At 54.2% G+C, this 21,706-nt stretch carries 16 protein-coding genes; 14 read left to right on the top strand and 2 right to left on the bottom strand.

Translation table 11 applies throughout. The annotated features are described in order from the left end of the window. Positions 1–113: 113 nt before the first annotated feature. The 12 genes from E0E37_RS15745 to E0E37_RS15690 all read left to right on the top strand — a co-directional run bounded on the left by E0E37_RS15745 (position 114) and on the right by E0E37_RS15690 (position 17,006). A complete protein-coding gene (locus E0E37_RS15745) occupies positions 114–2,690 on the top strand; it encodes a bifunctional diguanylate cyclase/phosphodiesterase (protein ID WP_130863934.1) in 2,577 nt (858 codons plus the stop codon). A 39-nt stretch (positions 2,691–2,729) separates the two neighbouring features. After that, positions 2,730–3,827: a DUF975 family protein gene (locus E0E37_RS15740; protein WP_130863933.1), complete on the top strand. Its 1,098-nt coding sequence runs from the start codon at positions 2,730–2,732 to the stop codon at positions 3,825–3,827. Between the two features lie 71 nt (positions 3,828–3,898). Continuing rightward, positions 3,899–5,095 carry a M20 family metallopeptidase gene (locus tag E0E37_RS15735; RefSeq protein ID WP_130863932.1) on the top strand — a complete coding sequence of 399 codons (1,197 nt, stop codon included), beginning with the start codon at positions 3,899–3,901 and terminating at the stop codon, positions 5,093–5,095. Between the two features lie 99 nt (positions 5,096–5,194). Next, the gene (locus tag E0E37_RS15730) at positions 5,195–6,295 is read left to right on the top strand and encodes an ATPase (protein ID WP_130863931.1); all 1,101 of its coding nucleotides are present in this window, start codon (positions 5,195–5,197) and stop codon (positions 6,293–6,295) included. Between the two features lie 239 nt (positions 6,296–6,534). Next, on the top strand, positions 6,535–7,743 hold the full coding sequence (locus E0E37_RS15725) for a carboxylate--amine ligase (protein WP_130863930.1): 1,209 nt from the start codon (positions 6,535–6,537) through the stop codon (positions 7,741–7,743). 21 nt (positions 7,744–7,764) lie between these two features. Beyond that, positions 7,765–9,258 carry a Mur ligase family protein gene (locus tag E0E37_RS15720; RefSeq protein ID WP_130863929.1) on the top strand — a complete coding sequence of 498 codons (1,494 nt, stop codon included), beginning with the start codon at positions 7,765–7,767 and terminating at the stop codon, positions 9,256–9,258. A 614-nt stretch (positions 9,259–9,872) separates the two neighbouring features. Then, entirely contained in the window at positions 9,873–11,690 is a 1,818-nt protein-coding gene (locus E0E37_RS15715; protein ID WP_165445400.1) for a sigma 54-interacting transcriptional regulator, read from the top strand. A 235-nt stretch (positions 11,691–11,925) separates the two neighbouring features. After that, positions 11,926–13,194 carry a glycine/sarcosine/betaine reductase component B subunit gene (locus E0E37_RS15710; RefSeq protein ID WP_130864510.1) on the top strand — a complete coding sequence of 423 codons (1,269 nt, stop codon included), beginning with the start codon at positions 11,926–11,928 and terminating at the stop codon, positions 13,192–13,194. 15 nt (positions 13,195–13,209) lie between these two features. After that, positions 13,210–14,508, top strand: coding sequence for a glycine/betaine/sarcosine/D-proline family reductase selenoprotein B (locus E0E37_RS15705; RefSeq protein ID WP_281275534.1), 1,299 nt, complete (start codon positions 13,210–13,212; stop codon positions 14,506–14,508). Between the two features lie 155 nt (positions 14,509–14,663). Beyond that, the gene (gene nhaC, locus E0E37_RS15700; RefSeq protein ID WP_130863926.1) at positions 14,664–16,118 is read left to right on the top strand and encodes a Na+/H+ antiporter NhaC; all 1,455 of its coding nucleotides are present in this window, start codon (positions 14,664–14,666) and stop codon (positions 16,116–16,118) included. A gap of 161 nt (positions 16,119–16,279) precedes the next feature. Further along, positions 16,280–16,510 carry a helix-turn-helix domain-containing protein gene (locus E0E37_RS15695; protein ID WP_130863925.1) on the top strand — a complete coding sequence of 77 codons (231 nt, stop codon included), beginning with the start codon at positions 16,280–16,282 and terminating at the stop codon, positions 16,508–16,510. A 25-nt stretch (positions 16,511–16,535) separates the two neighbouring features. After that, positions 16,536–17,006, top strand: coding sequence for a hypothetical protein (locus tag E0E37_RS15690; protein ID WP_130863924.1), 471 nt, complete (start codon positions 16,536–16,538; stop codon positions 17,004–17,006). Positions 17,007–17,111: 105 nt separating this feature from the next. Here E0E37_RS15690 and E0E37_RS15685 read toward each other — a convergent pair whose 3' ends face one another. Both E0E37_RS15685 and murI read right to left on the bottom strand, forming a co-directional pair. Then, positions 17,112–17,783: a hypothetical protein gene (locus E0E37_RS15685; protein WP_130863923.1), complete on the bottom strand. Its 672-nt coding sequence runs from the start codon at positions 17,781–17,783 to the stop codon at positions 17,112–17,114. A 46-nt stretch (positions 17,784–17,829) separates the two neighbouring features. Next, the gene (gene murI, locus E0E37_RS15680) at positions 17,830–18,657 is read right to left on the bottom strand and encodes a glutamate racemase (RefSeq protein WP_130863922.1); all 828 of its coding nucleotides are present in this window, start codon (positions 18,655–18,657) and stop codon (positions 17,830–17,832) included. A 302-nt stretch (positions 18,658–18,959) separates the two neighbouring features. Here murI and pepF point away from each other — a divergent pair, with 302 nt between their 5' ends. Beyond that, positions 18,960–20,762 (top strand): oligoendopeptidase F, encoded by a 1,803-nt coding sequence (gene pepF, locus E0E37_RS15675; protein WP_130863921.1) that lies wholly within the window; start codon positions 18,960–18,962, stop codon positions 20,760–20,762. Positions 20,763–20,856: 94 nt separating this feature from the next. Next, positions 20,857–21,663 carry an NAD(+)/NADH kinase gene (locus tag E0E37_RS15670; RefSeq protein ID WP_130863920.1) on the top strand — a complete coding sequence of 269 codons (807 nt, stop codon included), beginning with the start codon at positions 20,857–20,859 and terminating at the stop codon, positions 21,661–21,663. Positions 21,664–21,706 lie beyond the last annotated feature (43 nt).

The following is a 21,706-nucleotide window of genomic DNA, read 5'->3' as shown; positions in this document are numbered from 1 at the left end:
GCAGTCTAAACTGCCGGGATATTTTTTGCGGCGCCCATTTATTCCTGTATCATTTCTTGCAATTATTACGCCAAAATGGTATCGTAACAGGTAGTGGGAAACGAGGAGGGAAGATGGGTGTGGGAACAAACAATCCGCTGTGTGATACAGCATTTTTAAAAGAGATTCTGGACAAGACAAATACACATATTTATATAACGGATACGGAGAACGATCAGATCGTCTATATGAACCAGGCGATGAAGGAATCATTTTCTCTGGAACATCCGGAAGGCCGCATCTGCTGGGAAGTCCTTCAGGAGGGGATGGAACGGCGATGCGAATTCTGTATGATAGACGAGCTGCTGCGAAAGGACGGAGACGACACTTGTGTGTGGAAGGAGCAGAATACGCGCAATGGCCGCAGCTACAGAAATTACGACTGTATCATCCGATGGAACGGCAGGCATTACCACGTGCAGAGTTCTGTGGATGTAACGGATTATGAGACCATTACCCAGAACGCCATCACAGATGATCTGACGGGGGCGCTTTCCAGGCGAGCGGGGATCGAATGCCTGAGCGAGCTGGTGACGAAGGCCCGGAGGGAAGAGAAGGATCTGGCTGTGGCTCTGCTGGACGTCAATGATCTGAAGCTGGTAAACGACCGTTTCGGCCATACGGAGGGCGACCGGCTCCTCACTTATATTACGGACGTGGTGAAGCAGAATATGGGACCGCAGGATATCTTGTTCCGGCTGAGCGGAGACGAGTTTGTAGTGGTGTTTTACGATCGGGATATCACCTATGGGGAAGAACGCATGGAGTGGATCCTGAAACAGCTGCGGGAGGAGCGGATCGAGCGCTCTGTTTTTTACGATGTCTCGTTCAGCTACGGGCTTCTGGAAGTTCTTCCGGGGGACCGCTGCGCGGCTTCAGACGTTCTATCCAAAGCGGATGAGAAAATGTACGTGCAGAAGCGCAATTACCATATCGCGAAAGCCAGGGAAAGACTGGCCGTACCGCCGGAAAAGAGCGGAATCGAACGTTTTGACTACGATAAAGAACATCTGTTCGAAGCGCTGACCTGCGGCACGGATGACTATATGTTTGTGGGAAATATGCAGACGGGAGCCTTCCGCTATTCGCCTTTGATGGTGAATGAGTTCGGACTGCCGGGAGAAGTGGTGGAAAACGCGGCGGCCTTCTGGAGCGATCTGATCCATCCCGACGATGAACAGGGATTTATGGAGAGCAATCAGGAGATCGCCGACGGCAGGACGGATTATCACTGTATCGAATACCGGGCGAAAAATAAGGACGGCGAATGGATCTGGCTGCGGTGCAGAGGGAAGATGGTCCGCGATGAGAATGGGAATCCGGGGCTGTTTGCGGGCATGATCACCAACCTGGGCGGGAAGAATCAGCTGGATCACATGACCGGGCTGTACAATCGTTTTGAATTTGAGGGCGCCGTTAAAAAGAATCTGGCAGACTGCGGGTCCTCGGGGAAGATGGGGATCATCATCCTTGATATGGACAGTTTTAAGAATATCAATGACCTCTACAACCGTTCCTTCGGCGACGAGGTGCTGCGGGTGACTGCCAGGAAAATATCAGCGCTGCTGCCGCCGGAGGCTGAGATCTACCGTCTGGACGGAGACGAATTCGGCATCGTTATACAGAGCGGCGATGTAAAGCTTTGTTTTGACATTTTCTACAGGATCCAGCAGTCCCTGCGGGGCCAGCAGGAACTGGGAGGAAAGAAATATTACTGTACGATCTCTGGGGGCTACGCGGCCTATCCCCAGGATGCGGAAAGTTATCAGGAACTGCTGCAGTACGCCAATTATTCTCTGGAGCACTCCAAGCTCATGGGAAAAAACAAGATCACCGTTTTTTCAATGGAGATCCTCCGCAAAAAGAAACGCCGTCTGGAGCTTGTGGAGCTGCTGCGTGAAAGTGTGGAACGCGGATTTTCCGGCTTTTTCGTCCATTACCAGCCGCAGATCGAGATGAAGACCGGAAAACTTTACGGAGCGGAGGCGCTGGCCAGATGGCGCTGCGGGAAGCTGGGAGATATCTCCCCGGTGGAGTTTATTCCGCTTTTGGAACAGAGCGGCATGATCATTCAGATGGGGATGTGGATATTCCGTCAGGCTGTGGCCCAGTGCGCCCGGTGGAGCCAAAAGATGCCGGATTTTCACATGAGCGTCAATCTGTCTTATCTTCAGCTGCTTGAGGGCGATATGGCCGGGCAGGTGGAGAAGAGTCTGAAAGAATTCAACGTCGATCCGGCCAACATCACGCTGGAACTGACGGAAACGTATCTGATCAAAGAGGACGAAGCGATCCACCACGTGCTGCAGAGACTGAGAGCCATAGGCGTGCGCATCGCAATGGACGATTTCGGCGTGGGCTATTCGTCGCTGTTTTCTCTGAAAAACACGCCGGTAGATATCGTGAAGATCGACCGGGGATTCGTGAAGGGCCTGACCTCCGATCGGTTCAACGTTACGTTCATACGGGCCATCGCGGAGCTCTGTCACAACGCGGGCAAGATGGTCTGCCTTGAGGGAGTGGAAACGGGCGAGGAATTCAACGTGATAAAAAGCGCGGGTCTGGAACTGATCCAGGGATTTTATTTCGGGCGGCCGGTGTCCCCGGAAGAATTCGAAAATAAATTTTTGCAGGGCGGCGGGGCGAAATAAAATGACCAGCCGACTCACTGAGAAAAGAGGGGTAGATCGATGATGAACAAAATGATTGTGACGGAACCCAGCGCCGACATAAGAAAGCTGTCGCGCCAATCGCTTTCCGGCTGCTGGAAGACGGCGATCCTGACCGTGCTGCTGGTCCAGTTGGTGCTGCGGGTGCCGGAACTGCTGCTGACCGCGCTGTTCCCGTCGGGAGCTCTGAGCGCGGTGCTGAATCTCTATATGCTGCTGGTGGGCGCTCCGCTTACGCTGGGACTCACCATGGCGTTTTTGAACATTGTGCGGAAGAAGCCCACGGGGCCGGTGGAAGTATTCTATGGCTTTGAATATCTGTTCAAAGCCATCGGCCTGCAGTTTATGGTGGGGCTGTTTACGTTTCTCTGGACGCTGCTGCTGGTCGTACCGGGCCTTGTGGCGATCTACCGGTACCGGCTCGCGTTTTATATTTTGGCGGACGATCCCAGCAAAGGGATCATGCAGTGCATCAGCGAGAGCAAGTACCTGATGGACGGAAATAAGGCGAAGATGTTCTGGCTGGAATTTTCCTTCATCGGCTGGGGCATTCTGTGCGCCCTGCCTCCGGCGATCTTCGGCGGCATCTTTGCCGTGGCCTATCTGCCGGATTCGGCGCTGATCGGCCTGACGCAGCAGGAACTGATGTTCCATCTCCAGCAGATGCCGGAGTTCGTCCTGGGCGTAACGCTGACCGGCGTGGGATATGTGTTCCTCGAACCGTATATCTCCGCTTCCGTATCCAACCTGTATGATCTGATCAACGGCAATCTGACTATCTGCCGTGTGAGCGGAAGTCAAAACGGCATGGGAAAAGAACCGCTTTACAGCACGACGACTCCGCCTGCCGGAGAACCGGGCGGATGGGACCGGCTGAATGATCCTCAGGTCCCGGGGGCAATGCAGGGTCAGGATATGCCGCAGGCGGCTCAGGGATGGGACCGGCAGCCGCAGCAGGATCTGCCGGAAGGCGGATCGCAGCCGGGGGACCTTCAGGAAGAGCCGCCGGCTGACGTGGGGCAGCTGGACCATACGCAGGAAGCGCGGGAGACGGACGACCTTCAGGAAGCGGCCGGAGGCACAGGGGAGGACGAGGGCGCGGACCGCGGCGGACATTAAACAGAAAAGCTGAACGCGCCTCATACTAAATGAGAAATCTGAGAGATCAGAGCAATCTGCAGGAGGAAAAGATGAAGCATTTTGCAGGGCATCATTCGGGAGACCGGATCAAAGAGGAGATCAGAGATAAAATAAAGTCCGAACTGGACGATGTGTTTGAAATAACGCGGTATTTATATGAAAACCCTGAAACAGGCTACGGGGAAGTAAAGGCCTGCGCGCGGCTGTGCGAGGCGTTTGAGGGCTACGGATTTGAGGTGGAGCGGAATTTCTGCGATCTGTCCACCGCATTTCGGGCGGTATACGACAGCGGAAAAAAAGGGCCGGTCATCGGCTTCTGCGCGGAGTACGACGCTCTGCCGGAGATCGGCCACGGCTGCGGCCACAATCTCATCTGCACCATAGCGCTTTTGGGCGCGGCGGGGCTGAGAGCGGTCCTGCCGGAGATCGGAGGAAAGATCGTGGTCTACGGGACTCCGGCGGAGGAGACCAGCGGGGCGAAAGTGCCGATGGCGGAGCGCGGTGTATTCCGGGAGGCGGATATCATTCTCATGGCCCATCCCGCGTCCCTGTCGGAGGAGAGCGGAGAGTCCTACGCCATGACGGCTCTGCAGTTTCAGTATTTCGGCAAGGCGGCCCACGCAGCCGCAGCGCCGGAGAAGGGCATCAACGCGCTGGACAGCGTGATCCATCTGTTTAACGGCATCAACGCCATGCGGCAGCATACGCCCGGCGTGCTCTATCACGGCATCATATCCAGCGGAGGGGCGGCGCCCAACATCGTGCCCGATTTTGCGGAGGCCAGGTTTTACATCCGTGCCAGGAAAAAATCCATCGTAGCGGCGGCTGAGCAGCGGGTGAGAGAGATCGCCAAAGGAGCTGCGATGATGACGGGCGCCCGGCTGGAGATCTCGAATTTTGAACTGTCCTATGACGATCTGCTGACCAATCAGACATTGAATCGGGTGGTGATCGCCAATCAGACCGCCCTGGGGGACATCGTCCAGAAGGCCTCCGACGGCCACGGTTCTCTGGATCTGGGCAACGTGAGCTACCAGGCGCCCTGCGTGCACGCGTGGATCGGCTTCGGCGATCCTTCTCTGGTGGTGCATACCAGGGAGTTTGCAGACCGCACTGTCTGCGCCCAGGGAAAAGCCCTGCTGCTGACCGGAGCCTGTACGCTGGCGCACAGCGCCTGCGACGTCATCCTGCAGCCGGACCTGCTGGACGCCATTAAGAAGGAGTTCAGAGAGGCGGTAAAGTCTTAATACCGGTATTTTCCGGGGCAGAAAAAAGAAGACGTGCACCGGAGCTCCCCTTTCCGCATACACTGGAAAAGTAGTGTGAACAGGAAAGGGGAGAAGTCAATGTCTGGAATCGCAAGACACATGTTCCCGGGAGACAATACGCCGGGAGGATTTTTTTCGTATTATCAGTACATATTGAGCCAGCAGGAGGCAGAAAAAATATACTGTCTTAAAGGAGGACCCGGCGTGGGGAAATCCACCTTTATCAGAAAGATCGGGGAGGAAATGCTGGCGGAAGGCCACGACGTAGATTTTATGCATTGTTCTTCAGACAGCAATTCGCTGGATGGGATCGTGCTTCGGGATAAGAAGATCGCGCTGGTGGACGCAACCAGTCCTCATGTGGTGGATCCGATCAACCCGGGCGCGGTGGACACCATCGTTCATCTGGGAGAGTACTGGGACGAGGCGGGCATCCGCAGGAACAGAGACGCCATCGTCGGCAAAAACGCCGAACTGAAAACCATATTCGCCAGATCCTACAACTATTTCGGAGCGGCGGGAAAGATGTACGACAATCTGACCGCCATCTACGAGATGGGTCTGAAAAAAGAAGAAATGTATAAACTGGCGGCCAATATCATCAATCAGGAACTGACGCACAAGGAATTGTCCGCAGAGATCGGGAAGATGAAAAAATATTTTGGCAGCGGCATTACGCCGGCAGGATTTGTACATTTTCTGGAGACGTTGGTTCAGGGATACAAGAAGATCTATCTGATCAAGGCTCCGGTGGGTGTGAGCGGGACCAAGATCCTGTCTCTGTTTGCGGAGAGCGCCCTCTACAGAGGATTTGATGTCGAGGCGTATTACTGTCCGCTGAAGCCGGAAGAAAAGATCGAGCATCTGCTGGTGCCGGAGCTGGGCGTGGCGTTTCTGACCCACAATCGCTTCCACATTGTGGATGAAAGCAAGCTGACGGGAGAGATCGTTCCCGTGGATCTCAGCCGCCTGGTGGACAGCGGCAGGATCGACAAGCAGCGCCATATCGCGGAAGACAGCTATATGAAGATGGAAGAGCTGTTTAAGAAAGGCATCGACTGCCTGAAGGAAGCGAAAGCCGAACACGATCATCTGGAGGAAAATTATATCCCCAACATGGATTTTGCGAAGATCGAGAATCTGAGAAAAGAGATAGCGGCGGCAATTCGCAGAGCATGACGCGGATCATCGCAGCGGATGAGAGCGAATGCACCGGCATAAATAACGTATTTTTTTGAGGCAGACAGGAAACGGAAATGAAAAGGCGGGACACCGCTCGTCAGGCGAGCGGCAGGCTTCGCCTTTTTCTGTTTTTTCTGCGGCAGTCCGGGCGCGTGAATCCTTCACTTGATAGGATGGTGTAAAAAGGGTATAATAAACCTTGTTTCAGTGTAAAAATGGAAGAAGAGGCGAATAAGATGGAAGAGATCAGATTTATTCCGCTGCTCTTTGCGGGGGATATTAATGTATACAGCGTGGCCAGGGCGTTTCACGAAGCGTATGGAATCAAGAGTTTCGCCTATGGGAAGTACCCTACCGGTCCCTGCTGGCAGAGTGCGATCCTGAACTACCAGGCCAACGAAAAGGCGGACGAGCAGGAGACTTTTTTGAAGCTGGTGGAGGATTTCGCGGCGGCGCATCACGGGGAAAAGGTGCTGCTTCTGGGCTGCGGGGACAGCTACGTTCAGCTCATCAGCGAAAACAGAGAACGTTTTGCGGAGAATGTGACAGCGCCGTACATCGGCGCGGATATGATGAATGATCTGATCCACAAAGAAAAATTCTACGCAATGTGCGAAAAAGCGGGGGTGGATTATCCGGATACCTTTGTGCATCATCCGGAAGATCCCAGGGAATTTGAACTGCCTTTTGACGGCCCTTTCATTGTCAAACCCTCCAATGGGATCGAATACTGGAGACATCCGTACGCGACGCAGAAAAAGGTGTACAAGGCGGACACCAGAGCGGAAGTGGACCGTATCCTCGAAGATATTTACGGGTCGGGGTACCGGGATTCGGTGATCATTCAGAATTTTATTCCCGGGGACGACACCTATATGCGGGTACTGACCAGCTACTCCGATAAGGAGGGCCGCGTAAAGCTCATGTGTCTGGGACACGTGCTGCTGGAAGAACACACGCCTCACGGCATCGGCAACCACGCGGTGATCGTGACGGAGTACGACGAAGACCTGTGCATGAGGTTCAAAAAGCTCCTGGAGGATATGAACTACGTGGGATTTTCCAATTTTGATATTAAGTACGATGAGAGGGACGGAAAGTACAAGGTATTTGAGATCAACACCCGGCAGGGAAGGAGCAATTTTTATGTGACGGCGGCTGGCGCCAACATTGCGCAGTACGTGGTGGAGGACTGGATCTACGATCATCCTATCGATTTTCGCATCGTAAAAGAGGAGTCTCTGTGGCAGGTGGTGCCCAGAGGAGTGGCGTTCCGGTACGTTCGTCCGGAAAAATATCGGGCGAAGATGCGGGAGCTCTCCAGAGCCGGCAAGGCGGTCAATCCGCTGTTTTACAAGGCGGACGGCGGGTTTTCCCGCTGGCTGAAGCTGCAGAAGAATCAATTGGGACACTACGTGAAATTCAGGAAATATCTGGGGAAGTAGAAACGGGAGGCGGGTGCGTCCATGGAGAAGAATTATACGTTGGGAGAGTATCTGGACAGGCTGCGTGAGGAGATGCTGCTTCTGGATTACCAGATCGGCCCGGCGGATCTGAAACGGGAAGTCTGCTGGCTTTCCTATGATTCAAAAGATATCAGGGAAAATACGCTTTTCGTGTGCAAAGGCGCCCATTTCTCTGAGAAATACCTGTGGGAGGCGGCGGAGGCGGGGGCTTTCTGCTATGTCAGTGAACAGAGGTACGAGACGGCTGCGTCCGCTGTCATCGTGAAGGATATCCGTCTGGCTATGGCGATCCTGGCCAACATGTTTTACCATGAGCCCTGGAAGAATCTGAATCTGGTGGGGATCACCGGAACGAAGGGGAAATCCACCACCGCATATATGGTGAGAGCTGTGCTGGATCATTACCTGCAGCGGATGGGCAGACCCCTCTCTGCGGTCATATCCAGCATCGACACCTACGACGGCGTCTTGAATTTTGAATCTCACCTTACCACGCCGGAAGCCATGATGCTTCAGCGTCATTTCGCCAACGCGGTGGAGAGCGGCATCGGCTATGCCGTCATGGAGGTTTCCAGCCAGGCTCTGAAATATCACAGAGTCAAGGATGTGTTGTTCGATGTGGGATGTTTTTTAAATATCGGCGAGGATCATATCAGCGCTGTTGAGCATCCTGATTTTGACGATTACTTCGAGTCGAAACTCATGCTGTTTTCCCAGTGCGCGACAGCCTGTGTGAATTTGGATTCCAACCATCTGGAGGAGATCCTGCTCTCGGCGGAAAGCTGCGGGAGGATCATCACCTTTGGAAAGCGGGAAGAAGCGGAAATCTACGGCCATCACATCGTGAAAAAAGACGGATGTACATGCTTTACGGTGAGGACGCCGGAGTTTGAGCAGGAATTCCGTCTGACCATACCGGGACTCTTTAACGTGGACAACGCGCTGGGGGCGATCGCCATCTGTTCTGCGCTGGGGATCCCAGCGGAAGATATGCGGGAAGGACTGCTGAACGCCAGAGTCAGCGGTCGCATGGAAGTTTTCGAAAATACCCGGCGGAAAGTGACTGTGATCGTGGACTACGCCCACAATCGCATGAGCTTTGACACGCTCTTTGATTCTACTATGCGGGAATATCCCCAGTGCGGGATCTATGCCGTCTTCGGCTGCCCCGGGGGGAAAGCCTTTGACCGGAGACAGGAGCTGGGGGAGATCGCCGGCCGCTATGCAAAAAAGGTATTTCTGACAGAGGAGGACGCGGGGGAGGAGCCCGTGGGGGAGATCTCACGTCAGATCGCAGGTTATGTGAAGGCGCAGGGCTGTCCGTGCGAGCTCATCGACGACAGGGAAGAGGCCATCCGTGCGGCGATCGCCCAGGCGCCGGAAAACACGGTGATCCTGCTCACGGGAAAGGGAAGAGAGACCAGACAGAAACGGGGAACAGCGTATGTGGACTGCCCCTCCGACGTGGATCTCGTGGAGAAATATTTACTGTAGAATTTACGATCCGAAACCGGGCGCCGATCTGACCCAAGACATAGCGAACGGCGCGCCGGCCCGGTGGTCCGCCGCGGCGATCCTCCGGCGAACGTGCTCCTGCAGGGGAGTCGAATTTTGTTTAGTAAAAATTTCTGTAAAAGTATTGACTTTTTGACTGCTTGTCAATATAATTTATTCAACGATATGGAATTTGCAATTCCGTATTGTGGAACGAAATGCTGCGCGACCGAAATAGTTGCGTAGCGAAGACGGCGAAAAAACGGAGTCCCATACGGACGCCGCGGCAAGACAGGGGAAATTTGCATCGCCGAGCAAGCTAATATCTCAATTCTTACTTACAGTCTCATGAAAAACAGACTGCGGCGATCCGCAGTCTGTTTTTCATTTTTGTTCTGTCAGCTTCCGATCATACTTGAAATACCGTTATAAATTAAGGATCTTTCCCGTGTGCCGCAGGGAGCGGTCTATGCAGTTCGGCATTGACTATGTAAAATTGCATGTTAAAAGATTGACAAATAAAAGGCGGCGGTGATATAGTATTGAAAAATAAATTGTATTGAAATATGAATGGCATTATCTTTTTCGTTGAACTGGCATACTTGGGAGCGGACATGAAAAGAGAGAAAACTGCGGTAAAGATGATAATGGAAAAGCCTATGGCGGTACTGCATCCGGAAGACACGGTATATGACGCGGTATCCGCTTTTTCCTGCAGGGAGCTGCGGGAGATCCCCGTCACCGACAGGGAGGGCCGTTTTATGGGGGTAGTGACCTCCGCCAGATTGTTTGAATGGATCTATCGGGAGGGCGGCATGGAGGAGCCTGTGACCCGGCTCATAAAGAAAAACGTAAAGATACTGGATACGTCCGACGTCATCACCATCGATGAGACGGAGGGCATTTTCCGCTTTATGTATGTCTGTGAGCAGGGAAGGCTGCGGGGCGTCATCACGGCCTCGGGACTGATCAATTTCTGCCGGTGGAGCGCCCGGCTGTACCAGAAATTTGAGAAGAAATGTCTGGAATACGAGATGATCTTCAACCATTGTTACGATTCCATCTACGAGATCGACGCCGAGGGAGTGGTCCTTATGGCCAACGCAGCCACTAAGCGTATCACCGGCAGGGAGCCCTCCGAGGTGGAGGGCAAGAATATCCGGGAGATCGAGGACCGCAGGATCTATTTCCCCTCCGTTGTCAATGCGGTGCTGAAGCAGAAGAAGACGGTGACCATCCTGCAGAATGTGAAAGACAACAATCAGGCGGTGGTCACGGGCGTGCCGGTGTTCGATGAAAAGGGGAATCTTTACCGCATCATATCCATCACAAGGGACGCGGAGCTTCTCATCGATCAGATCGAGGATTTTGTGAATTCGGGAGAACTTCTGGAGCTGTACGAGCGCCTGCGCAGTAATGAAAAGCTGGCGGATCTGTACTTCGCAGAGCTGCGGCAGCTGCGTACAGAGCAGATAGAGGAAAAAAAGATCAACACCCACAACAGAGAGATGCAGGAGGTACTGGACGTTATCAAAAAAGTGGGGCCGGTGGACAGCAATGTGCTCATTCTTGGAGAATCGGGGGTGGGCAAGGATCTGGCGGCGGGGATGATCCACAATATCAGCCACAGGAGGAAGAACCCCTTTGTAAAGATCAACTGCGGCGCTATTCCGGAAAAAATACTGGAATCAGAGCTGTTCGGATATGAGGAGGGGGCGTTTACCGGGGCCCAGAAGAACGGAAAGCGGGGACTTCTGGAGATTGCCGACGGAGGCACCGTATTTCTCAATGAGATCGGAGAAATGCCCATGAACCTGCAGGTCAAGCTGCTGCAGGCGATCCAGGACAGAAGCTTCATGAGGATCGGCGGCCTGAGACCGGTGAAAGTGGATATCCGTATCATTTCCGCAACCAACAAGGATCTGGAGGAGATGGTGAAGAAGAACCTTTTCCGGGAGGATCTCTATTACAGACTGAACGTCATTCCGATCCTGATCCCGCCTCTGCGGGAACGGAAAGAGGATATCCCGGAGCTTGTGATGACATTTCTGGATGCCTTCAACAAAAAGCACGGCCGAAACAAACAGGTATCCTCCATGACCATGAAACGGCTCATCAACTACGAGTGGCCGGGCAATGTGCGGGAGCTGGAAAACATCATTGAACGGCTGGTAGTCGTGAGCCATGACGACACCATCTATCCCAACGACCTGCCGCCCTATCTGGCCTCACGGGAAAAGGCGCGCCACGGAGAGATGATCTATGAGGACGGCATGAAGCTGCAGGAGGTCCTGGATCGGGTGGAAAAGCAGGTGCTTGCGGAGGTCTATGGAAAGTACGGGAGCACCACCCGGGCGGCGGAGGTCCTGGGAGTCAATCAGTCCACTATCGTGCGCAAGCTGGCCAAGTACGGCCTATGTAAAAATAAATAGAAAAGCGGGAGCGGTTATGCGCGGGTGCATAGATGCTCCCGCTTTTTTTATGGGGCTACGGCGCGCAAAGGGGACGGGAGCTATTGAAAATACCCGTGTACAGCAGAAAATGTATAGAAAAAAAAGATTGATAAAAAGTTGGCATGCAATTTGCGTTATCTAATGACAGCGGCGCGCTCATCCGTTATTTGCAATTGTTGTTTTATGGATATGGAAGGTGATTACAGTGAAACAAATGAGTCTGGATCTGGAGCTGGTCTATATCAGGGACGTCCAGTTCGGATCGGAAACCAAGGTCAGGGATCATGTGTTGTACATCAACAGGGAAGAGCTGCTGGAAGTGATCCGCGATAAAGCCTTTGATTCTGTGGAGGTGGAATTGGCCCGCCCCGGGGAGTCGGTGCGCATCATACCGGTGAAGGACGCCATCGAGCCCAGAATTAAACCGGACAGCGGCGATTTTTTCCCGGGACTGCTGGGCGGCTTCGACGGGGTCGGCGAGGGCAGGACCAGAGTTCTGAAGGGCTGCTGCGTCATTACCACCGGTCAGATCGTGTGTTTCCAGGAAGGTCTGATCGATATGACCGGCCCCTGCGAGGAATACTGCATCTACTCAAAGATGAACAATGTAGTACTGGTGGCGGAGCCGGTGGAAGGCATCTCTCCGGAGCATCATGAGGAAGCCGTTCGGATGGCAGGGATCCGCATGGCTCATTATCTGGCAAAGGCCTCTGTGGATGCGGAGGTGGATGAAAGAAAGACTTATACGCTCCCGCCCGTCCCAGCGGAAAAGAAGCTGCCCAGGCTGCTTTACGTCAACCTGGTGCTGGCTCAGGGCCTGCTTCACGACAACTATATTTACGGCTCAGACTGCAAGAAGCTGCAGACCATGCTGATGCATCCCAACGAGATGATGGACGGAGCGATCGTCTCCGGCAACTGTGTGACGGCCTGCGACAAGAATACCACCTACGATCATGAGAATAATCCGGTGGTGGAGGATATGTACGCACGGCACGGCGTAGATCTGGAGTTCATGGGCGTTATCTCGTCTCCTATCAGCACCATGCTGGCAGAGAAGGAGCGGGGCGTTATGGCCATCGTAACGCTGGCCCGGCTGCTTTCCGCAGATGGTCTGGTGGTGACGGAGGAGGGCGGCGGAAACCCCGAAGCAGATCTGATGCTCATCGCAGAGAAGGCGGAAAAAGCTGGCATAAAGGTGGTGATGGGTCTCCACGAAAACGCCGGAGACGACGGCGCTTCCGAGTCGCTGGCCAACACAAACCCGGTAGCGGACGCCGTGATGACGGCGGGCAACAATAACGAGTTTATCCTGCTTCCGCCCATGGATAAGGTGATCGGACATCTGGAGGCGGTGGATGTTCTGGCCGGCGGCGTCAGCAACGCTCTGCGTCCCGACGGCAGCGTCAACGTGCGGCTTGCCGTGATCATGGACGCTTCCAGCAATCTGGGCATCACCAGAATTTCAGCGACTACATACTAAGGGGGATCGATTGTCATGAAAATTTTACACTATATCAATCAATTCTTCGCCAATATCGGCGGCGAGGAAATGGCCGATGTTCCCATGACAGTCCGGGAAGGCGTCGTAGGACCGGGACTGGCCATGCAGGCCCTTCTGGAGGAGGGAAACGAGATCGTAGCCACCGTGATCTGCGGAGACAATTACTTTGTGGATCACACGGACCAGGTCTCCAGGCAATTGGAGGAGATCATCAAAGACTGCGGCGCGGAACTGATCATCGCGGGGCCGGCCTTTTTCGCGGGGAGATACGGTATGGCCTGCGGCGGAGTGTGCAAGATCGCATGGGATATGGGCATTCCGGCGGTATCCGGCATGTATGAGGAAAATCCGGGAAGAGAGCTTTATCAGAAATATGGCTTCATCTTCCCCACGGACAACAACGCCAGAGGCATGAAGAAGGCGGCTCAGGCGATGACCGCTTTTGTAAACCGTTACGCCCAGGGCGGAGAGGAGATATACGACTACAAAAAGCAGGGCTATTTCAGGCGCGGCATCCGCAAGAATATCTGGCGGGAGCACGTGGGCGCTCACCGGGCGGTGGACATGCTCCTGGACAAGATCGCCGGCAGACCTTTTGAGACAGAGCTGGAAATGACTTCTTTTTCAAGGGTGACGCCCAGCGCTGCGGTGAAGGACCTGTCCAGGGCGAAGATCGCGCTGATCTCCACCTGCGGCGCAGTTCCGGAAGGCAACCCGGACAAGATCGAGTCCCATGCGGCCACTCGCTGGGCTGTCTACCACGTGGAAGACTATCAGGGCCCGGAAATGCTGCATTCCATCGTCGCTCACGGGGGCTGCACGCCGACCTTCGGCTATCATAACGGAAACCGCATGATGCCCGTGGACGCCATGGTGGAACTGGAAAAACAGGGCTTTATCGGAACGTTCAATAAAGACATTTATGTGACTGTGGGAAACTCCATGCCTGTGGCCCGGGCGGCGAAGTTTGGCGAGGAGATCGCCCGGTCCCTGAAGGACAGCGGGGTGGAGGGGGCGATCCTCACCTCGGCCTGAGGCAGCTGTACTCGTTGCGGCGCAACGATCGTAAAAGCTATCGACGATGCGGGCATTCCCATTGTACACCTGTGCACCATCGTACCGATCTCCAAGACCGTGGGGGCGAACCGGATCTATCCGGCTGTGGCGATCCCCCATCCCACAGGTTATCCTGACCTGACGCCGGAGGAGGAGAAGGAAGCCAGACTGGAACTGACGAAAAAGGCGTTGAAGGCGCTGACGGAAGAGGTAACGGAACCTACTGTGTTTAAATAGAGAATGATATTGCGTCTCCCTCCGCGGAGGCGGGGGGAGACGGCGCGTCGGCTGAAAGACAGACAAATGTGATGAGTGATACAAACGTGATGATCGAGAACAAAGAGACGCGGTGATCCGCACCGCGAAAAACAGATTTAGGAGGAATGTAAGCTATGACGAAAAGGGCCCCAACATTCGGAGAATCGGTATTTTCCATTTTATCTATGGTCGTCATCATCGCCGTCGGCTATGCGGGATTTGGAGTCAGAGTAGAAATGCTCATGATCATCTCCGCCATCGTAGCCGCCCTGGTAGCCAGACGGTGCGGCTACCGGTGGGCTGATCTGGAGAACGGCATCTGCCAGAAGATCGTCCAGGCCACGCCGGCGATCCTGATCATGTGGACCATCGGTATCGTGATCGCTACTTTTATATTCAGCGGCTCCATCCCCATGATCATCTATTATGGACTGAAGCTGATCAATCCGCAGTATATGTATCTGTGTACCTTCATCGTGTGCTGTGTGCTGTCTGTGGTCACAGGCACATCCTGGGGCTCCGCGGGAACCATGGGAGTGGCCATGATGGGCGTTGCGGCCGGGCTGGGCGTGCCCCTGCACATCACGGCGGCGGCCGTGGTCAGCGGCGTTATCTTCGGCGACAAACTGTCTCCGCTGTCGGAGACCACGAATCTGGCGCCTCTCTGCGCCGGCTGCAATATCTACGACCACATCGCTTCCATGATGTGGACCACCATACCGTCTTCGATCATATCCGCTGTGGTCTTTTTCATCTGCGGCACGCAGATCGAAGTGACCGGAACAGGTCTGCCTCAGGAGGCCATTGACACCATGGCGTCCCTGGACGAGATCTATCACTGGAATCTGCTGCTTCTGCTGCCGTTCCTGGTGATACTGGTATGCGCCTTTACAAAGCAGCCGCCGGTGCCCACCATGATCGGCGCGTCCCTGCTGGCCATCATTATCGGCTGTGCGTATCAGGGATTTGACGTGGTGCAGGGATTTGCGGCCAGCGTCAACGGCTTTACCACCAATATGATCTTTGACGGCGAGGTAGCTCCCGACGTGGCGTCGCTTCTGAACCGCGGCGGCATGAAGTCCATGGTCGGCATCGTGATCGTGATCTACTGCGGCTACGGCTATGCGGCCATCATCAGCAAGGCGGGATTCCTGAAGACGGCGCTGGAACCCGTTGTGAGCAGAGCGAAGAACCGCGTCACCCTCATCGGCGCCACGCTGATCACCGATTTCATCATCATGGCCTGCGCGGGCTCCTCTTATCCGGCGCACATTATGACGGCTGAAATGTACAAGAGGGCTTACATAGAGCAGAATCTGGATCCCAGAGTGCTGTCCAGAACACTGGAAGACGTGGGGACCATGATGGCGCCCTGGATCCCCTGGGGCACCTCCGGCGCCTTCTACATCGGAACTCTGGGCGTGGGGATCTTCGGCATGGAGGGCTTTGGTATCTGGAGCCCCAATACCTATCTGAATCCGGTCTTCGCGCTGATCGTGGCGGCGGTGGGCATCGGGATGTACAAGATGACCCCGGAAAAGCAGAAGGAAGAACTGGAGAAATTGGACGCGCAGGAAAAGGCGCTGTAGTGAAGCTTTAGAAAAATCGTAAGACGAGCGGCGCGGGGCTTTGCCGGCGGCTGGCCCCGCGGCCGCGTCCTGTGAAGCAGGAGATCGGCTGCCCGGCTGCTTTGGAACACTGTCCACGTGATGCAGGCCGGGATGGACAGACGGAAGGGGAGGACGGAGAGATGGAACAACTGTCTGAAAACGTGTGGATGGATCCTGTGGCGGCAGACACGGCGATGGAAGAAAACTGCATCTGCCTCACAGCCGTCATCGACGAGATCGAGAGAAGACTCATCGAACAGGCGCTGCGGAAAACCGGAGGGAACAGGACCCGGGCGGGCAATATGCTGAGCCTGACAAGACAGACGCTGAATTATAAAATCAAGCGGCTCAATATCCGCGTGGGAAGCTGAACGGGAAACAGGGAGGCGGGAACATATGAAGTCGGTATGCATTGTGACGAACAACGAGAGAACGGCGGAATACGCCGGACAGGACCGCAGAAAGTTTGTGCTGGATTTTACCAAGGAGAATGTGTGCCAGGTGGTTTTTCGAGCCAGAGATCTGCTCATGAACGGATGGCGGCTGACAGCCGACCCACTTGCGGGACGCAGAGAACGGGCCAATCCCTATCTCACGGTGATACTGGAAAAAGCGGAGACGCAGGAGAAGCCCCCGGGGGAAGCTTCCTTCGAGAAGGACGGTTCCGAGAGAGCCGGCGTGGGCCTGGTGGGCGGCGTCGGCGGGGACGGCGGCGAGATCCTGCGGGTGGAACAGCTGCTCTCTATCTTTGAACAGAACAGAGATCGCCTGGACAGGCTGAATGAACGGCAGAAAAAGGATTATGCTGCCATCGACCTGTCTCTGGCCCGCAGCACGCTGGATAAGCTGCGGCTTCCGGAAAAATAAGAGCCGGCTGTTTCATTTTGATCGAAACAGCCGGCTCCACTCTGTTGCGCTGTATTGTGTCGTGATGTGCATGATCCCCCGCTGCCGCCCAGTGGGGTTCTTTGTTTATTCGTCCTCAAATTCTCCGTCGATCACCGGATTGCTGCGGTCTACCAGACCGTCTGTGAACACGTCGAAACTGTCTTCCGCCTCATCGCCTGCCGGATCCTCTTCCTCCTCCAGGCCTTCGTAATCGCTGTGGATACTGTTTCCATGACCTCCCATGAGCTCGGAGAGATCTACGCGGTACTCGTCGATCTCATAATCCAGGCAGTCGGAGAAGTCATAGTCGTATTCGTCCTCGTTGAGCTTTTCCAGGCGACAGAGCGCCAGAGCTTCGCAGACAGACACATCCGCCGGGGAACCGTCCGACATACGCTTGCAGCGGACGTGGGAATCCATCGAATACCAGCTGCGGAATTTCTGAAACTCATCGGAAAAGAGCCGGAGACCGTCGGGATCTTCCACGTTTCTGGCCAGTCCCAGCAGATTCTGACGGATCGTGGTGAGCAGGGTATAGATGTCTACCGTATCGTCGGGGAGATTTTCCATGATCTCCTCGAAGTAGCTGGCGATCAGTTCGGTGAGCGTGCGCTCGGATACGCCTGAAAACAGTGCGTGGCAGGCTTCCGGGGAGACCTCCCGCTCCAGTTCCAGAAGATCCGCCAGATGCTCAAAATACTCGAATTCTTCCGGGGAATCCAGCTCCAGATAGTTCAGAAGTTCTTCAATATCCATATTTTTATCCTCTTTTTCTTTTGATTCTTTTGCTGACAGCGCTGCGTCAGCCGCACTTATTCGCTTCCATATCGAAATTTTTAAAAGCCACCGTAAATCCGGTGTTTTTAAAGATCCGGTTGATCATATTGACGAAGTTTTCGGAGAGATCGCTGGCGTAAAAGATGTTTTCCGCGCTGGTTTCCCGTTCTGCAAAGAGATTCTGCTCATCCAGACGATTTTTAATACATCCTACGATCTCCTCCGAAGGATTGATGATGCGCAGTTTCGGATACAGATGGCGGAGATTTTCCAGGATCAGCGGATAATGGGTGCAGCCCAGCACCAGCGTATCGATCTTGTGATAGGAGATAAAGGAGTCCATATAATAACGGATGGTCAGATCCATGATCTCGTTTTCGATAATGCCTTCCTCGATCAGAGGGACGAAGGCAGGGCAGGCGGCGGAATGGATAGACAGGGAGGGAGCCAGCCGGTGTATGTACTCATCGTATGTCCGGCTGCGTATGGTCACCTTCGTGCCGATAACGCCGATGGAATTGCTCTCCGTACATGTTTTTGCCACCGTTTCGGCTGCAGGGTGGATGATGCCCACGAGGGGCAGATCCGAAAACCGCTCCTGCAGGTCGGCGAGACAGGTGGCGCTGACGGTGTTGCAGGGGATGGCGATCATCTTCACGTCCTGCTGAACCAGAAAGTCTGCGATCTGACGGGCAAAGCCCCGGATCGTATCCGGGCTCTTGGAGCCGTAGGGCGTTCGGGCCGTATCTCCGAAATATATGATGCGCTCCCGGGGCAGGGCGCGGGTCAGCGGCGCAATGCAGGTGAGCCCGCCCAGTCCGGAATCAAAAAAACCGATGGGTCTGTTGTCCATATGATAAATTCCTTCCATATTGATATAATAAACTGGTCCGGATAGACAAATGTAATTTTATCCGCCTTATTTTATCAGATTGTATTTTGTTTGTCCATAGCGCGGAACACTTTGACGGCGTTACACGGCATGCCTTTGCGGAGAACTGAAATTTTGCGGGCGTAAGCGCCGGGCACTTGTATAAGTTCGCCGTTTGGTTGTATAATATATAATACCAATGTACGGAAAAAACTGTATCGGTATGACAGTGTTTTTTCTGTCAGGCGGCGGTGAAAATAAATCAATGAAAGAAAGGGAGCAAAATGGGAGACGAAAAAAAGACCAGGCAGAGAAATGAGATTCCGAAGGAATATAAATGGAAGATCGAGGATATGTACGCCGGCGATGAGGAGTGGGAAAAGGACTGCGCAAAGGTGCAGGAACTGGCAAAGGATTTCGGCCGTTTTTCCGGCAGGCTGGGAGAGAGCGCGGCCACGCTGCTGTCGGCGATGAAGGAGCGGGATGAGATCTGGCAGACGGCGGAGCGGGCCTTCGTTTACTCGCGGATGAAGCGGGATGAAGACAACCGGGTCAGCAAATATCAGGCCATGTGCGACAAGGCTCAGAGCCTGATGGCGAAGATCTCCACGGAGATGTCTTTCTTCACGCCGGAGATCCTGGAGATCCCGGAAGAAAAGCTGTTCCAATTCATTGACCAGGAGGAAGGGCTGCAGATCTACCGGCACATGTTCGATGAGATCCTGCGGGAGAAGGCGCACATTCTGTCCGCGGAAGAGGAAAATATCCTTGCTCAGATCAGCGAGGTGACCTCGGCCACCAACGACATTTTCTCCATGATCAACGACGCCGATATTCGATTCGGCAAGATCGTGGATGAGGACGGCGACCAGGTGGAGGTGACCCATGGCAATTACATCGGGCTTCTCCAGTCTCATGACAGAGAAGTGAGAAAGGAAGCCTTCGAGCACATGTATGAGGCTTACGAGAAGCAGAAGAATACCCTTGCCGCCACGTACAATTACAACACAAAAGTGGATGTGGTGAGCGCCAGGATCCGCAAGTATCCCTCGGCGATCCAGGCGGCTCTCATGGGTGACAACATCGATCTTGCTGTTTATGATAACCTGATCAGTGTGGTCAATGAAAATCTGGATCTCATCTACCGCTATATGGAGATCCGCAGAAAGATGCTGGGTGTGGATCAGCTCCACATGTACGATGTGTACGTTCCGCTGGTGGAGATGCCAAAGGAGAACATCCCCTATGAAAAGGCGCTGGAGATGGTCAGAGAGGGTGTGGCGCCTCTGGGCGGCGAGTATATTCAGCGCATGAACAAAGGCTTTGAATCCGGCTGGGTGGATGTCTACGAAAACGAGGGCAAGACCAGCGGGGCTTACTCCTTCGGGAGCTACGACAGCATGCCTTATATGCTGCTGAACTATACAGGCCGGCTGCAGGATGTGTTCACGGTGATCCACGAGATGGGACATTCCATGCATTCAAGTTATACGAGAGAGGAACAGCCCTTTATCTACGGAGGACATTCGATCTTTACGGCGGAGGTGGCTTCCACGGTGAACGAGTCTCTGCTGATGAAGCATCTGCTGAAGAACGCCAAGGATAAGAAGGAAAAGATGTATCTTCTGAACCTTTACATCGAGGAGTTCCGCACTACGCTGTTCCGCCAGACCATGTTTGCGGAGTTTGAGCAGATCACCCACGCTGCGGTGGAAAAGGGCGAGGTGCTGACAGCAGAATGGCTCAGCGAGGAGTACGGAAAGCTGAACAGAAAATATTTCGGGGACGCGGTGGTCTCCGATCCGCAGATCTCCATGGAGTGGGCGCGGATCCCCCACTTCTACAACGCATTCTACGTATATAAGTACGCTACGGGTTATTCCGCGGCTACGGCCATTTCTCAGAAGATCCTGGATGAAGGGGAACAGGCCAGGGAAAATTATATCCGTTTCCTCAAGAGCGGCGATTCCGACTACCCTGTGGAGCTGCTGAAAATCGCGGGCGTGGATATGAGCCGGCCGGAGCCTATACGTCAGGCCATGGAAGCGTTCAAAAACCTCGTTGAACAGTTGGAAGAACTGGTGTAAAATATAAGAACAGGCTGCAGGCCGGTGCCTGCGGCCTGTTTTTATGCGCGCCCCCGGCTGAAATCGGGGGAGCCGGAGGAAGGGGAAAGGGCAGATGGAAGAGAAGCGGATCATCAATATATTTTCCAACAGCAGCAGTATATCGAAGGAGACGCGCAATGTACTCAAGCAGAAGCTGGAGAAATGCGGTTTTGTGGTGCCCCGTCACTTCGATCCGGCGGCGGAGCTCATCGTCTGCGTGGGGGGCGACGGGTCCTTTTTGAAAACGCTGCATCGATACGAGTTCCCCGATATTCCATTCGTGGGTGTGAATACAGGCCATCTGGGATTCTTTCAGGAGCTTTATCCAGATCAGCTGGATGAGTTCATTTTCAAATACAAACAGGGAGAATATGAGGTCCAGGATCTGAAGACTGTTGAAGCTTCCGTGACCGTGGGCGAAAAGGAATGCGCCAAGGTCGGACTGAATGAGATCGTTATCAAGGGAGCCAGGTCTCAGCTGGTACATCTGAACATGTCCATCGGAGACAGTTTTATTGAACGCTTCAGCGGCGACGGGATTCTGGTGGCCACATCGGCGGGAAGTACGGCGTACAATTACGCGCTGGGCGGCAGTATCGTGGACCCCCGTCTCAATCTGCTGCAGATCACCCCCATCAGTCCCATGAATACCACAGCTTATCGTTCCTTTACGTCCAGCGTGCTGCTTCCTTCGGGCCTCACGGTGAATATCTATCCGGAAAATGAGGACGACAGAGGGATGCTGGTAGTGGTAGACGGAATGGAGCAGCGTTTTTCCTCCATCGATAAGGTGACGGTGGATATCGGACCCAATATCGTGCGGCTGCTGCGGATGGAGAACTATGATTTCTGGACAAAAGTAAAGAGTAAGTTTTTATAGAGTCGTCTAAACGATCCGGTACGCCGACAGCGGCGACCGGTGG

Origin of the sequence: Bacilliculturomica massiliensis, assembly GCF_900605495.1 — a bacterium.
GTDB lineage: Bacteria > Bacillota > Clostridia > Peptostreptococcales > Anaerovoracaceae > Bacilliculturomica > Bacilliculturomica massiliensis.
The sequence above is the reverse complement of the archived record's forward strand: the minus strand, read 5'-3'. Positions and strand labels throughout refer to the sequence as shown.